The sequence below is a fragment of the Vibrio sp. YYF0003 genome, assembly GCF_036350715.1.
Taxonomy (GTDB): Bacteria; Pseudomonadota; Gammaproteobacteria; order Enterobacterales; family Vibrionaceae; genus Vibrio; species Vibrio natriegens.
Genome location: NZ_JAZDWA010000002.1, coordinates 86,041 through 100,795 on the forward strand (window position 1 = coordinate 86,041; position 14,755 = coordinate 100,795).

Consider the following 14,755-nt stretch of genomic DNA (forward strand, 5'->3'; position numbering starts at 1 on the left):
TTATTTTAGTCTCCCTAGCGTTGCTTCGATTTCTTGTCTTCTGCCTTTATCAGCTAAAGGACGGTCAGGGCGAGGCGAGGCTTGCATCGCGTGAGTCAGATACACTTTCGCTTCTTGATCTCTTCCTTCCTCAGCAAGGAAATCACCATAAAAATAGTTAGGATCGATGCCGTTTGGGTTGATCTCTAAAGCTTTTTTCAACATTTGTTCAGCTTTATCGTCATCACCAAACCCAATTGGCCACCCCGGAACTTTATAATACAGCGAACCCAGGCTGGTGTAAGCTGATCCATCAAGAGTTTGTGGTGAAGTTTTAATGACTTGTTCAAGCAAAGACTTCGCTTCTTTCGCTAAAGACAGTGCACCCAATCCACCTTTAGCTCCCGCAAGAGACGCTTTATTGATAGCCAGCCAAACCGTCAGCTCTGGGTTGCCCGGTTCTCTGTCTAAGTAAATGCTGGTTTTTGCAATTGCGCGATTAAAACAATTTTCCTTTTCATCACCGCTAGGTGTGCTGTACTGACATTCTGCCCATTTCTTTTGCACATCTTGGAGTGGGGTGTTTCCTGCCAACGCCGCAGTTGAAGCTAACGCTGAACATACAGTTAAAGTGCATAGTAGTTTTTTAGTATTCATCGTTTCTGTCCTTCTTAATGGCTGGCGCGGTTTACATATTGATGGATGGTGTCTTGCTGTTTTCTAATCGCGGATGACACGATGTTTGGCAGCAGTTGATTAATGCGTGCAAAAAGCTTTTCTGGCCAGCCGATCCATTTAGCTGAAATCTCTTTTTCCAGCATGGTGACGACATGCTCGGCGACCACCTGTGGTGAATCGGTTTTGTTTCCTAATTTCTGGTTCAGTTCATTAACGGTGTCGCTGTTTAATGATGTCTCGGTGGCTCTAGGCGCTAGGTACAAAGCCCGTATTCCAGTCGCAAACAATTCACGATCCAGTGCCTCAGTGAAACGGTGCAGGCCCGCTTTTGCCGCGCAATAGGAGGTATAACCTGGATAACCAATGGAGCCGAATGTGGAACCAATGTTTAGGATAACGCCTGGTTGCTTCAGCCAGGATAGTGCAGACTGACAAAGCAGCATGGGTGCGACCAAGTTGAGTTGAATATCCGCTTCAATCTGTGTCGGACGTTTTTGACTTAATAAAGAGAAGTCGTTACATCCGGCGTTATTGATTAACGCGTCCACCTTTTGTTTTTGTCGGGCTAGTTCACGTACGGCATTCAGTCCATCGGTAGTGGTAATGTCAGCGACTAACACGTCGTGGGATTCTGGATTGACTAGCGAAGCTTTAAGCGCGATCAGTTTTTCTTCATTTCTTGCAACTAAAATCAATGTCGCACCGCGATTGGCTAACTCGGTCGCAATAGACTGACCAATCCCGCCTGTAGCGCCAGTGAGTAGAATTTTACTGTCTTTGATGTTCATTATTTACCTCACGCGGCTTGCTGATTCGAGTAAGATGGCAATGCTCGAAGCATCTGGCCATAAAGAGAAAACACCATGTTTGCTGAGTCTATGATGACTTGCTGATCTTCCTCTTTGGTGATTTTGTTCATCAGTGACTCGAAAAACTGCAGGTGATCCTGATCCAACACGCTATGGGAAACGAGATAGGTCATTGCAGAAGGAGGAAGGCCCAGCACAGACTGGATTTTTTCTGCCATTTGCCCGCCGATGCCAACACTTGTACCCTCAAGAACCCAAACCATGCCAAAGAGGGCTAATGGGTTATTTCGATCGATGTTGTGGTAGAGGTAAGACACCATCAACTCGATTGCTTGTCCGACTCGGCCTTCGTCCTGATTGTTACGCACAGCGTCAGCGTTACCGCCACAGGCTTGGATATCATTGAGAATCCATTCTTGATGGCCTTTCTCTTCCTCAATATATTCAGCAATGGCTTCACGAACCCATTCATATTCAGAAGAAAGTCGGCCTCCACAAGCCATCAGCAGTGGCACGGTGTGTTTAACGTGATGATAAGCCTGTGTAAGAAAGGCGATATACATCTGCTTAGAAATTTGACCTTGTTGCACGTCACCAATTACTGGTGCGCTAAGCATAACTTGTTGAGCTGCTGAAGTTTGTTGTTTTAGTTGTTCGAAAAAACGGGTCATAACCTTCTCCTTAAGAAGCGATGGGCTGCGGTAAAGGCAGGTCAAGTTTTTGAACCTTTTGACCTTGCAGCATGAATTCTGGATTTGTATTCGTGATTAGTTGATTAATACTGTGTTCGATTTCACTGCGTTTAAGTTTGCCGTTTTCGGTGTACCAACTTGCGATGGCTCTAGGATTTTTGATGACCAGCAAAGTCTGGATTCGCGCGTAATCAGGCAGTGTGCTATTTAACGCGGAAATTTTCTCTACCAGGTTCTCGCTGGTGGCGACAATGGCGCACAACGCAAGCCGTCCGTCACCTGTGACAATGAGCGGAACATTAGGCAGAAATGCCAATGCTTCGGACTCAATCCACTCAGGTGACACATTTCGTCCATAAGCGGTGACGATAAGGTTTTTCTTGCGACCCGATAAGGTGACAAACCCTTGTTCATCGAGCTGAGCTAAGTCGCCCGTTGCTAGCCATTCTTGACTAAAAGGCTCATTCAAATAGCCCAGTGCGATGTTGCCCTTTACATGCAGTTCACCATCTTCTGCGATACGAATTTGTGTATGCGGCAGTGGTTTTCCACACGTCCCAGCTTTGAAAGACAAAGGCGTGTTTAAACAAACGACCGAGCCACATTCCGATAAACCGTAGCCTTCAAATGCGGGAATGTTCAGCGCGTGAGCCGCGTTAATCAGAGATGACGACACTCTTGCGCCTCCAACAGCGACAAATTTCAGCGAAGCAGCAAGATCTGGCTGCTGTCTGACAATATGGATAAGTGCGAGCAACAGCGCAGGAGTGAGTACTAAGCTGTCTGGCTTAATCTCCGCTAACACTTTGGCAAATAACCCCGCGTCGAACTGACTGGAGCCCAACAAACCGGTTTTTTCGCCGGGCAGAATATGGGAAGTCGCGCCCAATAAAAGTGGTACATAAATCCCTGTGATGTTTTCCAGCAATGTCGATAAAGGAAGTAAAACCAAATGTGATTTGGCTAAACCGTCAACACTTTTTGCTAGCGATTGTGCCACTGCACAGAGATGACCATTACTTAAACAGACACCTTTTGGCTGACCTGTTGAACCCGAGGTGAAGGTGATTTTACCGGTTCCAGCCAGATAAGAAGTGGAGCCTTGAACGGCTATGCGTAAGACATTCAAGCCAGCGACTTTGGTACTTGTATTCTGGTTCGCTAGAGGTTCGATAGATGCTGGAAGTGAAACGTCTTGCCAGTTCCCAATAAGTGCGTCTACGCGAGACTCTTTTAAAGTGTGCACCACTTGTGCGTTAGAAAAAAAAGTAGGAATAGGGACAACGACGACATTCGCTGCCATTGCCGCCAAATCGATAATTGCCCAGTTCACGCTGTTTTCAGCACGTAGCGCTAGTGCTTCTATATTTAGAGCCTTCAACGCTTCAGCAGTCTGTTCTATTTCCTCCAGCAGTTCAGCATACGTAAATTGAACGCTTTGTCCCTGTTCATCGGTACCAACAAGTGCAATTTGATTGGGTTTTGTATTAGCCCACTGGTTAAGAGTATCGAAAAGAATATTCATATTTTACCTACGCTTGTTTGCTTTTGCGTTCGTGAACTAAACGAAGACGCTCTAACCCTTTGACCAGGTTTCCAGCGAGCACACGCGGTTGATGATCGTAGTAAGACCCCCAAGTCGACAGTGAATCCGGAACCTTGTTTGGATCGGCTTGAGCAAGGGTTTGTGGTTCTAATCCAAGACGAGCCATCATGGCGTGAAGAGGATCTGTTGCGGTGAAAATGCACCACTCAAAGCCAAGATCGACCAGCATTTGAGCGATCAGGTAAAAGTGCAGGGCAGACATGCCTTTCGCAAATGAGGCAAGGTGTCCAAATTCAACCAGATTGGATCGTTTTACATCACACTGAAAAACGGTAGAGACAAGGTTTTGCGCTTCGTCCTCTAAATATTGTTCGAGAAACAGAGGCTCTTGCTCTGCAATACGAAACCCACAAACTGAAATAATTTTGACGTTATCAATGAGCGTTAAATACGCAGGCATGAAAACTTTAAGTTCGGCAAAAAATGCTTCTTGATAACGCAGAGAAACATGCTCGATCACATCATGCCAAAGAGGATGAGTAGGGCTTACGATGTCTAAAGTAAAACCCTGAATAGAAGTCTGTTCATGTTTTTTCATTAGCGCTTCCATTTGTTGTTTAGTCACCAACAAAATAAAACGCGAAACTTAAGAAACTCTTAAGGAATGAAATTTAACTGAATTTTATCTTAGAAATGTAGTTTCAGTAGCTTAGAAGACGTAGGGAGTGGCATGTTTAGGCTGGAAAGGTCAAAAAATAAGAGCCAGTTGGATCAACCAATGGCTCTTATTATCGTGATTTGTGCTGTTACATAGCACTCTAAAAGTCGTTATCTGATGGTTTACATCGCCGCTTTCTTAGCTTCGGCTACCCAACCATCGAACATTTTTTGGTGCGCTTTAATCCAGCCGTTAACATGAGACTCGATATCCGCGGTACTGTTTTTACCTTGGCTCATCATCATGTTTTGTGCACTTACGTCATTAATATTGAGCTTCATGATTTCAAACAGCTTAGCTGCCGCTGGGTTTTTCTCAGTAAACTCTTTATTCGCAACGATGCGCATAGAGTTCATTTCGAAACCGTAGTTCTTACCGTTTGGCAGGGTAGTGTCGATATCGTTACGCTCACCAGGTAGTGAAGAGAATGGTACTTCTAACCAAACGACGTCTTTACCCGGAACCAAAACACCACTTACCCAGTATGGCGTCCACGTGTAGTAAAGGATTGGGTCGCCTTTCTTGTAGCGAGAAATGGTGTCTGCGATGATCGCGGCATAGTTACCTTGGTTGTGCGTGACAGTGTCGCGAAGTTTGAAAGCATCCATCTGGTGTTCAACCACCATTTCACACCCCCAACCTGGGTTACAGCCAGTTAAATCGGCTTTACCGTCACCATTGGCATCAAACAGTTTCGCCAGTTTTGGATCTTTCAATTGGCCAATATTGGTAATGCCATATTTTTCTGCGGTTTTCTTGTCGATCAAGTAGCCTTGGGCCGCGCCGCTAACGTACTGGCCTTTGCGATAGAACTTATCGTCACCACCAGACATGGTGTACTTGTCGGCGTGAAGAGGGAACCAGCCAACGGCTAGAAACGTCGCGTCGCCTTTAGCAATGGAAGTGTAGCCAACGTTGTAGTCTACTTCTTTGGTTGGCTGAACGTCGTAGCCAAGTTCTTCCAACGCACGATTTACGATTAACGTTTGAAACGTCTCTTCTGCTACGGTTGACTGCACTGGTTGAACAGTCACACCTTCACCTGGTAGATCGGCTGCAATACCACTTGTCGAAAAAGCAATGGTACTTAGTGCCCCAATAGAAAGGGTTGTCTTCCATGAACTATTCATTCGTTTTACTCCTAAGTTTTTTATCGTCTTGGTTCGTTTTCAGTTTTAACAGGTATGAAACAGGACCTGTGTGATACCAGCGCAGTTTGGTATTACCTGCATTTACGCCTAAAACCTGAGTGATTCGATCTAACAGAATCGCAAGGATTACGATCCCGATACCACCAACGGCTGCGAGGCCCATATCGAGTCGCCCGATACCACGTAGTACCATTTGGCCCAAGCCTCCGACAGCGATCATGGAGGCGATAACCACCATAGAGAGCGAAAGCATCAGAGTTTGGTTTACACCTGCCATAATGGTTGGGAGTGCCAAAGGTAATTGGATGCGATAAAGCATTTGTTTTTTGCTTGCGCCGAACGAATGACCAGCTTCGATCAGTTCTTCCGGTACTTGTTGAATGCCCAGAATGGTCAAACGAACAACGGGCGGAAGTGCGAAAATAATCGTAACCACAACACCAGGAACATTACCGATACCAAACAGCATAACGATAGGTACCAGATAAACGAACGCAGGTGTGGTTTGCATGGCATCTAAGATCGGCCTGACAAATTTTGCTGCGGTGTCACTTCTTGCAAGCCATATCCCTAAAGGTAGCCCGATCAACAGACAGAAAAATACGGCTGTTAAGACCAGTGACAGTGTGGTCATCGCTTGAGACCATGCGCCAATCAATCCAATGAATATGAGGGATAGAGCGGTCGAGACGCCCAGTTTAAAGTTTGAGAATTGCCACGCGAGTAGAAACAGAACCAGTACCATAATTGGTGCTGGCGTTGACACAAGTGTCGTTTCAAATGAGGTCAGAATAAAGTCGATTGGAACTCGAATCGCCTGAAAAACCGGACGACCGTGATCGACTAACCAGTTTAATCCTGTCTCTACCCAGTCATCGAGGGGAAGTACAGCTTCCTCAAATGGGTGCATGATATCGAACGGTGCATGTTCAACTGTTTCTGAGCTGAGCCAGTCATTGCTGGTGGCTGCGTCCGAAGTTTGACCCCAGGGATCATCTTGCGCAGGAGCAGGCTGAGCCCACGGATCGTTATTTGTTTCTTCTGATGACATTGCCTTACTCCTTGTCTAGTGTTTGCAGAAGACGTGATTTCGTCACAACGCCAAAGTAAGTCCCTTGTTCATCGACAACGGGTACAGCATAAGGAACGTCAGCAACCACGCCTAAAATATCGTTAATCGACTGGTGTGGTTGGAGCGTGACATCGTTCTCTAACTGTGCGCTGGCTAAGGAGCGATTTTCTTTGTGCGCTGAGCGTAATGACTCGAGCGAAACAATGCCGGAGTAGCGGCTGGATTTGTCGATGACAATACCGTATTCACGATCATGGTCCATGAGTATTTGCATTGCAGATCCCGGACCATCGTTATCCGATTTTTTAAACACGGCTGCTGGCTTTTTACGAGCGATATCTTTAACCGTCAAAACACTGGCTATGTTTACGCCGCGGAAGAAGGCTTCTACATAGTCGTTAGCCGGGTTGTGAAGGATTTCATCCGGTGTACCAACTTGAACAACTGCACCATTTTGCATGATCGCAATTCGGTCACCGATTCGCATCGCTTCGTCAAGATCGTGAGAAATGAACACGATTGTTCGCTTATCATCATTCTGTAAACGGATAAGCTCGTCTTGCATTTCAGTTCGAATAAGCGGGTCGAGGGCTGAGAATGCTTCGTCCATCAGAAGAATGTCAGGGTCACAGGCAAGTGCTCTTGCTAAGCCTACACGTTGCTTCATACCGCCTGACAGTTCATCCGGAAATGACTCAGCGTAAGTATCTAACCCTACGCGCTCTAGCGCAGACAGAGCGCTGGCTCGTCTTTTCTCTACATTAACTCCGGACAGCTCAAGACCAAAGGCGGCGTTTTCAATCACCGTCATATGTGGCATCAGTGCGAAGCTTTGGAAAACCATTGAGATGTTATTACGACGGACTTCTCTTAGTTCGTCTTCAGAGATGTGGGCAATGTCTTTACCTTTAAGGAAAACACTCCCTTTGGTTGGTTCAATCAATCTGTTTAGGAGGCGGACAAGAGTGGATTTACCTGAGCCTGATAGGCCCATAATGACGAAGATTTCCCCTTCATTGATAGATAGAGAAACATCGTTTACACCGACAGTTACCCCAGTTTGCTCAAAGATGTTGTCTTTATCGACACCTTTGTCGATAAGTGAGAAAGCACGCTCTGGGTTCTCACCAAACACTTTATAAAGTCCCTTAACTTCCAGTATGGGGTCCATGTAATCGTCCTTTTTTGTGTTCAACGTTTTGTACTCTAATTAATTTTTGAAAAAATATCAACGAACTAGGGTTGTGTGTGATCTTGGTTCCAGCTGGTTTTGGGTGCTTTCTTTGATATTTTTAATAACCAATTAATTGTTTAATAACAGTTGTTTATGTTTAATGTTGGCTGAATTTTTTGAGCTTAAGAGACGGCGCTAAATTAATCTTGAACTTTATTAGACATATTTGTGTACAGGTATTGTGTGTATTTCAATCAATCCGAAACCGATTTGCTTAACCAATAGAAATTAGAGGTCAAATGTTTAGATAACAAATGGCTGGCTTGTTGTTTTGATTTGGGACGGATTGGTTAGGAAAATGGTAGAGAAAATTGTTTGGAACTTAGATTGGTTGATTAGACAGTAAGGCATTTGAGCGCTTTCATGCATGGTAGCGGCAAAACAGTGCGTCTCTATTCGTTGATTGGCTTTAGGTTATCCCAAAAAATAGAGTATACGCGATATATTATTTTCTAATTTACGATCCCCCGCGCTATTAACAGCTTCTGAATAAGATTAGAACTCAAATATTTTAATATATGGTTAAATGATTATAAAGTGTGATTTGTGTCACATTAATAAGGTTATAATCCGCGAATATTTGATTTTTGGTGGCGAGGGATGCCCATAATAATAGCGAATTTAATTAGACCTCAAAGGATATGAATTTTCACATGATCACATCAGCACCTTGGGTCCTCTATCCAGAAATTAAAGAGGAAACAAGAACCAAATGGATTTTTCGTGAACCTAAGATTTCTGACGGTGACGACATTTACAGCTTAATTGCAGATTGTCCGCCGTTGGATATGAATTCTTCTTATTGCAATTTCCTTCAGTCAACACATTTCAGCAAGACCAGTATTCTGGTTGAGTGCAATAACGATATCGCTGGTTTCATATCGGGTTATCAGAAACCAGACGAACAAGAAGTGTTATTTGTCTGGCAGGTTGCAGTGTCACCTCGTTACAGAGGACACGGTTTAGCGTTTCGCATGTTAAAAGAGCTTCTGACCAGAGAAGGTTTAAGTAACGTGAAGATGGTAGAAACGACTATCACGGAAGACAACAAAGCTTCTTGGGCTTTATTCAAAAAGTTAGATGCGATGAACGGCAATTCAGGCCAAGTAAGCACATTTTTGGATGAAAAAGCTCACTTTAAAGGCAAACACGATACAGAGTACTTGTATCGAATTCCCCTAAAATAATCCCCTAACAATAGGAATTAAAAAACGGTCTCATCATGGATATTTTCAAAAAGCAGGAATCCAACGTACGCTCATATTCAAACAACTTTCCAGTCGTATTTCGTAAAGCGAAAGGCTGCTGGCTGGAAACAGAACAGGGCGAACGCTATTTAGACTTCCTTGCTGGAGCGGGATCTCTAAATTACGGCCATAACAACCCTGTACTTAAGCAAGCATTACTTGAGTACATTGAAATGGACGGTATTACACATGGTCTAGACATGCACTCAGAAGCGAAAGCAACGTTTCTTGAAGCGCTAGACAACTACATTCTTAAGCCAAGAAAACTGGACTACAAAGTTCAGTTCACTGGGCCTACTGGTACTAACGCCGTTGAGGCAGCACTTAAGCTGGCTAAAAAAGTAACGGGCCGCAGCAGCATCGTCGCTTTCACCAATGGTTTCCACGGCTGTACAGCAGGCGCATTGGCGGCAACTGGTAACCAGCATCATAGACAAGGCAATGGTTCTAGCCTTCACAACGTGTCTCGTATTCCTTTCGAAGGTTACGCAGGCGTGGATGGTTTGGCTCTATTCGAAACCATGCTTAACGACAACTCAGCGGGCATGGACAAGCCTGCCGCTGTACTTCTTGAAACAGTACAGGGTGAGGGTGGCTTGAATGTCGCTTCAAACGAGTGGTTACAACGTCTAAGCAAAATTTGTAAAGCAAACGACATTCTTATGATTGTCGATGATATACAGGCTGGTTGTGGACGTACGGGTACGTTCTTTAGTTTTGAGCCATCAGGCATTCAGCCAGACATCGTAACCTTGTCGAAATCTATTGGTGGTTACGGTTTACCAATGGCGGTTGTGCTTCTGAAACCAGAGCTTGACCAATGGAAACCAGGTGAGCACAACGGTACATTCCGTGGCAACAACCACGCATTTATCACTGCCGCTAAAGCGCTGGAAATCTACTGGGCTAATGAAGACTTTGAAACGCACATCAAGCAGTGTTCAGAGCGTGTAAGTAGCGTTATTGAGCGTTGTGTACGTCGATTCCCACAAATGTTCGTGAAGCAAAAAGGTCGCGGCATGATGGTTGGTATCGAGTGTAACAGTGGTGACCTGGCATCAGAAATTGCTAAATCGTGTTTTGACAGCGGCATGGTCATCGAGACTGCTGGTCCAGACGACGAAGTGGTTAAATTCTTCTGTCCTTTAACCATCAGTGAATCAGAGCTCGATCAAGGACTAAGCATTTTTGAAAATGCAGTAGAAACTATCGCTGCAAAACACTTCAAACAAGCATCTTAATAAGGAAAATTAATAATGATCGTTAGAACACTCGAAGAGTGTCGCAACAGTGAGCGACGTGTAGTTTCAGATACTTGGGAAAGTGTCCGTATGTTGTTGAAAGACGACAAGATGGGCTTCTCTTTCCATATCACAACTATCTACGAAGATACGGAAACGCACATCCACTACAAAAACCACTTAGAGTCAGTTTTCTGTATGAGTGGTGAAGGCGAGATTGAAGTGGTAGGTGGTGAAACCTATCCAATCAAACCAGGTACACTGTATATTCTGGACAAGAACGACGAGCACTACCTAAGAGCATATAAAAACAAAGAAATGGTAATGGCGTGCGTATTCAACCCACCTATCACAGGTGCGGAAGTACACGATGAGAACGGCGTGTACCCTCTTGTTGACTAAAACTAAATAGTCACTGTGAGGTGGGTTTCCACCTCACATTTCAATTCTCTCTTCTTTATTTTTTAAGTTACCAATCAAAAAAGGCTTAACATGACTTTTACCGTAGAAAAAATCGGCGGTACTTCAATGACAGCATTTGATGCTGTTCTAGACAATATTATTCTTCGTCCCAAGACACCATACAACCGAGTATTTGTTGTATCGGCTTACGGTGGTATGACTGACGCGCTATTAGAATGTAAAAAAACCAGTAAAGCGGGCGTATACCAACTGGTTGCTAAGCGTGATGACTCGTGGGAAGAAGCGTTGGCATACGTAGAAAATCGTATGTTGCTGACAAACGAGAATATTTTCGCCGATCCAATGAATCGAATGCGAGCGGATAAGTTTATTCGTTCACGCATTTCAGAAGCGAAAAACTGTATCGCTAATATTTTAGAAACGTGCCAGTACGGCCAGTTTTCACTGCGTCACTACTTGCCTCAAATCCGTGAGTTTCTTTCTTCAATTGGTGAAGCGCACAGTGCTTATAACACCGCGTTGAAACTGAAAAACATGGGCATTAACGCTAAGTTTGTCGACTTGTCAGGTTGGGATACAACCGAGCCGAAGAGTCTTGATGAATCAATCAGTGAAGCTTTTGCTGATATCGATGTATCAAAAGAACTACCTATCGTGACGGGTTATGCATATTGTAAAGAAGGTCTTATGCATACGTATGACCGAGGCTACAGTGAGATGACTTTCAGCCGAGTTGCTTCGATCACGAAAGCGAATTTAGCGATAATCCACAAGGAGTATCACTTAAGTTCTGCTGACCCACGTGTTGTTGGTCCTGAGAAAGTATTGCCAATTGGCAGCACGAACTACGACGTGGCTGACCAGCTAGCTAACCTGGGAATGGAAGCTATCCACCCTAACGCAGCAGCGGGTTTGCGCGAAAGTGGTATCGAACTGCAAATTAAAAACACATTTGAACCTGAACATGAAGGTACTTTGATTTCTTCTGGTTACCGTCCAGAGGAAGACAAAGTGGAGATCATCGCGGGTAAGCAGAAAGTGTTTGCGTTGCATCTGTTTGACCAAGCGATGGTTGGTAAAGTTGATAACGTGAGTTACGAGCTGATGGAAATCATCTCAGATGCACACGTGACATTGGTTGGTAAAGAAATGAACGCCAACTCGATTACTTACTACCTGGGTGGTAATGCAGACAGCTTAAACAAAGTTCTGTATAAAGCGGAAAAATGTTACCCGAAAGCATCAATTAAAGGCCGTATGGTAGCGTTGATCTCAGCGATTGGTTCTCAGATTGACACCAACAAAACCTTGGCGAAAGGTGTATTGGCACTGATGAATAGTGGTGTGACGCCAGTGGCTCTTCACTCATCATTACGAAATGTTAACGTACAATTTGTTGTGGGTGATAAAGAGTATCAGCGAGCAATTTGTGCACTGCACGATGAGTTTTTCGAGCCAGTAGAAAACGCTGAATCAATAGAAGATGTTGCGTAAGTCAATTACACAACAAGACGTGATACAAAGGGAGCCTTTTTAGGCTCCTTTGTTGTTTGTGGCTTTACTGTGTTTATTTCGGCAATGAAAAGCGGCTTATTTGGACGATAACACACGGGCTGTGTTCGTATGCTTATCCGTTCTTTAGCTTACACTTTCTGTCACGACAGGATTTGAGTGGCGTCTGGCTATCCAATACGCGATACCGCCCCAGAACACGGTTAGCAGCCAAAGGGCAGTCCAGTGTTTAGCCACTTGTTGCCATGTTGCGCCCATTTGATTTAAGGCGAGAAAGCCCTTAATCGCCCAAGTGCTCGGGCTTAAATCAGCAATCCAAAGCAGGGGAGCCGGAATGGATTCTACTGGCCAAATGAATCCGGCAAGGAAGATAAGTGGCATTGAGCTGACCAAAACGACTAAGGTGACCAGTTCTCTGCGTGGTAAAAGGTAACCGAGCCAAAAACCCAAACCACAGCAGCTCAACAGAAACGGAACCAGCAAGGAAAGCAGTTCAGTTGCCTGAGCGATGTGATTAACGCTTAACCTTTCAAAGCTGGCACCAAAATAATACGTACTAAGCAGGAAATAAATCGCGACAAAGATAAGCGTCCTTACCAGCAGTAATGAAGGCGTTGTTACTTGTGACCAGTAACCTCGACCATGTCGCTGTGATCCTGTTTGCAACCCAACCGCCATGATCAACGTTTGTTGTAGAATCAGAATGAACACCGCAGGTACCACATATTCGATATAACCCATGGTGGGGTTAAAGGTCGGTTTCATATTTAGTTTTATCGCCGAGTAGTTGTGGCTGGCCATACTCAAAGGCACACCTTCAATCACCAGCTTACTGACTTTTACCTGCGCACCTAGCGTCCCGCCAGCTTGTGCTAAACCTTCTACGACTGTGCCATACACCAAAAAGTAAGAAGCGTCCGCGGCATAGGCAAGAGTTGGGCTTTTACCTAGCATCAAGTCTTTATAGAAGTGCTCAGGAATGACTAAAAAACCGGTGATATCGCGGTTCAAAAAGGCTTGTTTGGCGTCTTCGATGGTATGTAGCCTGGATACAATTTTTACCTGAGGTGTCGCATCCACCATACGCTCTAATTTCAGACTGGTCTGGCTGTCATCCAAATTAACAACTGCAATCGGCTGCTCCCGTGGGGTTTGCTGGGTATAGGGCAGTGGGTATAGGAATGAATAAAATATCACACCACCAAAGACGGTTAGCGTGACGACCGGGTTGGTAAAAATTGAGCGAATTTCCGCTTTAATCAGTTGCCAGAGCGTCATGCGATCTCCTGATTTTGATTAAGGCTTGTGGCATTTCGGTGTTTGTGAACTAACGCAGCAGTGAGTAGCAAAGGCACAACGTAGCCAATCATGGTCCATAAAGAGCTCAGTGATTGAGCCGCTGGTGCCCCATAACTTGCTTGGCCAACCTGAACTTCGATGTAATGGCTAATGGGTAACAACGAGCGCCAAGCCGTAGCAAGCGTGCTCATGTCTGTGACTGGAAAAGTAATGCCCATAAAGGCAAAACTTGGCGCAGTAAACGCACCAGCGAAACTCATCGCGCGAGCGGGATCCATAGACAGAAAGAAAAACAGGGCACCCATAATAATACAGGCGATAATCGTCACCAGCTGTGCCAGTAATATAACTACTACGCTGCCTTCCATTGGCCAGTTAAGGAGACCATAAAACCAGTAGAGGTATAGAGCACCTTGGATCATAAATACTGGAATGTAATGGCTTAGAATCGACGCCAGTCGTAAGCAAGGTTTATCACCGAGAAACTCGAACCTATTTTTACCACCATAAATACGAAAATGAGCAGCAAGAATTAAAATCGTACTTACTACGATGCAAATCTGCCAGATAGCGGGCACGATAGCCGTAACCAGAAACTGTGCATAGTTGGTATTGCGATTAAAAAGCGCAGTAATTTGTGTCGAAACAGGCACGGCCTGCCCGATAGCAGCAAGCGAAGTGGTATTGCCTTTGGCGAGATTACCCATGGTTTGCAACTGAGCATCAAAATAGCCTTGAGCTTGAGTAACAGCCGAGTTTATTAACTTCGCTACCAGAATATATTGGCTGTTAAAAAAAACAGACAGCTGAGGCTGACGGTGCTGAAGTATGTCCTGATCAAACTTTGGAGGGATCACGGCGTAAGCGTAAATGTCACCTTCGATCATGGCATTTTTCGCCTCGGTGGTACTGGTGTAATGGTAATCCACCGACAAAGTCGAAGAAGCATCTAAGGATTGGATCAGCTTACGCGAAAGCTGCGAGTGCTGCATGTCCACGATACCGATGGGCAAATCTCGCGCGATACCAGCAGAGAATACTCCCCAAATCGTCAGAGCAAGCAGAATGGGCACCCAAGTAAGGCAGGATGCCAACCATTTATCGCGTCGTACTATATGGCGTTGTGAAATCTGAATCGTCATAACGTTAACCTA

Annotated in this window: 14 protein-coding genes; 4 read left to right on the forward strand and 10 right to left on the reverse strand. The window is 44.9% G+C overall.

Annotation, left to right across the window (positions count from 1 at the left end; translation table 11 throughout):
* From V1U08_RS06925 to proV, 8 genes are all read right to left on the reverse strand, one after another.
* Complete coding sequence (locus V1U08_RS06925) at positions 1-636, reverse strand: tetratricopeptide repeat protein (RefSeq protein WP_014231972.1); 636 nt, start codon at positions 634-636, stop codon at positions 1-3.
* 14 nt (positions 637-650) lie between these two features.
* The gene (locus V1U08_RS06930; protein ID WP_330470281.1) at positions 651-1,445 is read right to left on the reverse strand and encodes an SDR family oxidoreductase; all 795 of its coding nucleotides are present in this window, start codon (positions 1,443-1,445) and stop codon (positions 651-653) included.
* Positions 1,446-1,453: 8 nt separating this feature from the next.
* Positions 1,454-2,137 (reverse strand): TenA family transcriptional regulator, encoded by a 684-nt coding sequence (locus tag V1U08_RS06935; protein ID WP_330470282.1) that lies wholly within the window; start codon positions 2,135-2,137, stop codon positions 1,454-1,456.
* Between the two features lie 10 nt (positions 2,138-2,147).
* Positions 2,148-3,683 carry an AMP-binding protein gene (locus V1U08_RS06940; protein WP_330470283.1) on the reverse strand — a complete coding sequence of 512 codons (1,536 nt, stop codon included), beginning with the start codon at positions 3,681-3,683 and terminating at the stop codon, positions 2,148-2,150.
* Positions 3,684-3,690: 7 nt separating this feature from the next.
* Positions 3,691-4,302 (reverse strand): thermostable hemolysin, encoded by a 612-nt coding sequence (locus V1U08_RS06945; RefSeq protein ID WP_330470284.1) that lies wholly within the window; start codon positions 4,300-4,302, stop codon positions 3,691-3,693.
* A 242-nt stretch (positions 4,303-4,544) separates the two neighbouring features.
* Entirely contained in the window at positions 4,545-5,552 is a 1,008-nt protein-coding gene (gene proX / locus V1U08_RS06950; RefSeq protein ID WP_014231967.1) for a glycine betaine/L-proline ABC transporter substrate-binding protein ProX, read from the reverse strand.
* The gene (gene proW / locus V1U08_RS06955; protein ID WP_065302445.1) at positions 5,545-6,624 is read right to left on the reverse strand and encodes a glycine betaine/L-proline ABC transporter permease ProW; all 1,080 of its coding nucleotides are present in this window, start codon (positions 6,622-6,624) and stop codon (positions 5,545-5,547) included. The genes proX and proW overlap by 8 nt, the downstream gene beginning before the upstream one ends.
* Positions 6,625-6,628: 4 nt before the next feature.
* Positions 6,629-7,816, reverse strand: a complete 1,188-nt coding sequence (proV, locus tag V1U08_RS06960; RefSeq protein WP_330470285.1) for a glycine betaine/L-proline ABC transporter ATP-binding protein ProV — start codon at positions 7,814-7,816, stop codon at positions 6,629-6,631.
* Positions 7,817-8,532: 716 nt separating this feature from the next.
* Between proV and ectA the strand changes: the two genes are divergently transcribed.
* The 4 genes from ectA to V1U08_RS06980 all read left to right on the forward strand — a co-directional run bounded on the left by ectA (position 8,533) and on the right by V1U08_RS06980 (position 12,284).
* Entirely contained in the window at positions 8,533-9,066 is a 534-nt protein-coding gene (gene ectA, locus V1U08_RS06965) for a diaminobutyrate acetyltransferase (protein ID WP_020336357.1), read from the forward strand.
* Between the two features lie 35 nt (positions 9,067-9,101).
* The gene (gene ectB / locus V1U08_RS06970; RefSeq protein WP_065296895.1) at positions 9,102-10,367 is read left to right on the forward strand and encodes a diaminobutyrate--2-oxoglutarate transaminase; all 1,266 of its coding nucleotides are present in this window, start codon (positions 9,102-9,104) and stop codon (positions 10,365-10,367) included.
* Positions 10,368-10,382: 15 nt separating this feature from the next.
* Positions 10,383-10,769: an ectoine synthase gene (locus tag V1U08_RS06975; RefSeq protein ID WP_014231962.1), complete on the forward strand. Its 387-nt coding sequence runs from the start codon at positions 10,383-10,385 to the stop codon at positions 10,767-10,769.
* Between the two features lie 90 nt (positions 10,770-10,859).
* On the forward strand, positions 10,860-12,284 hold the full coding sequence (locus tag V1U08_RS06980) for an aspartate kinase (RefSeq protein WP_014231961.1): 1,425 nt from the start codon (positions 10,860-10,862) through the stop codon (positions 12,282-12,284).
* 144 nt (positions 12,285-12,428) lie between these two features.
* Here the strand turns inward: V1U08_RS06980 and V1U08_RS06985 are convergent, their stop codons facing one another.
* Together V1U08_RS06985 and V1U08_RS06990 are read right to left on the reverse strand one after the other, a co-directional pair.
* Positions 12,429-13,580, reverse strand: a complete 1,152-nt coding sequence (locus tag V1U08_RS06985; protein ID WP_330470286.1) for an ABC transporter permease — start codon at positions 13,578-13,580, stop codon at positions 12,429-12,431.
* Positions 13,577-14,743 carry an ABC transporter permease gene (locus V1U08_RS06990; RefSeq protein ID WP_330470287.1) on the reverse strand — a complete coding sequence of 389 codons (1,167 nt, stop codon included), beginning with the start codon at positions 14,741-14,743 and terminating at the stop codon, positions 13,577-13,579. Before V1U08_RS06990 ends, V1U08_RS06985 begins: the two co-directional genes overlap by 4 nt.
* Positions 14,744-14,755 lie beyond the last annotated feature (12 nt).

Bases quoted from the DNA above. Each gene is read 5' to 3' on its own strand.
- ectA (WP_020336357.1), top strand. From the start codon at position 8,533: ATGATCACATCAGCACCTTGGGTCCTCTATCCAGAAATTAAAGAGGAA.
- V1U08_RS06930 (WP_330470281.1), bottom strand. From the start codon at position 1,445: ATGAACATCAAAGACAGTAAAATTCTACTCACTGGCGCTACAGGCGGG.
- ectB (WP_065296895.1), top strand. From the start codon at position 9,102: ATGGATATTTTCAAAAAGCAGGAATCCAACGTACGCTCATATTCAAAC.
- V1U08_RS06940 (WP_330470283.1), bottom strand. From the start codon at position 3,683: ATGAATATTCTTTTCGATACTCTTAACCAGTGGGCTAATACAAAACCC.
- proW (WP_065302445.1), bottom strand. From the start codon at position 6,624: ATGTCATCAGAAGAAACAAATAACGATCCGTGGGCTCAGCCTGCTCCT.
- V1U08_RS06945 (WP_330470284.1), bottom strand. From the start codon at position 4,302: ATGAAAAAACATGAACAGACTTCTATTCAGGGTTTTACTTTAGACATC.
- V1U08_RS06925 (WP_014231972.1), bottom strand. From the start codon at position 636: ATGAATACTAAAAAACTACTATGCACTTTAACTGTATGTTCAGCGTTA.
- V1U08_RS06935 (WP_330470282.1), bottom strand. From the start codon at position 2,137: ATGACCCGTTTTTTCGAACAACTAAAACAACAAACTTCAGCAGCTCAA.
- V1U08_RS06990 (WP_330470287.1), bottom strand. From the start codon at position 14,743: ATGACGATTCAGATTTCACAACGCCATATAGTACGACGCGATAAATGG.
- V1U08_RS06975 (WP_014231962.1), top strand. From the start codon at position 10,383: ATGATCGTTAGAACACTCGAAGAGTGTCGCAACAGTGAGCGACGTGTA.
- V1U08_RS06985 (WP_330470286.1), bottom strand. From the start codon at position 13,580: ATGACGCTCTGGCAACTGATTAAAGCGGAAATTCGCTCAATTTTTACC.
- V1U08_RS06980 (WP_014231961.1), top strand. From the start codon at position 10,860: ATGACTTTTACCGTAGAAAAAATCGGCGGTACTTCAATGACAGCATTT.
- proX (WP_014231967.1), bottom strand. From the start codon at position 5,552: ATGAATAGTTCATGGAAGACAACCCTTTCTATTGGGGCACTAAGTACC.
- proV (WP_330470285.1), bottom strand. From the start codon at position 7,816: ATGGACCCCATACTGGAAGTTAAGGGACTTTATAAAGTGTTTGGTGAG.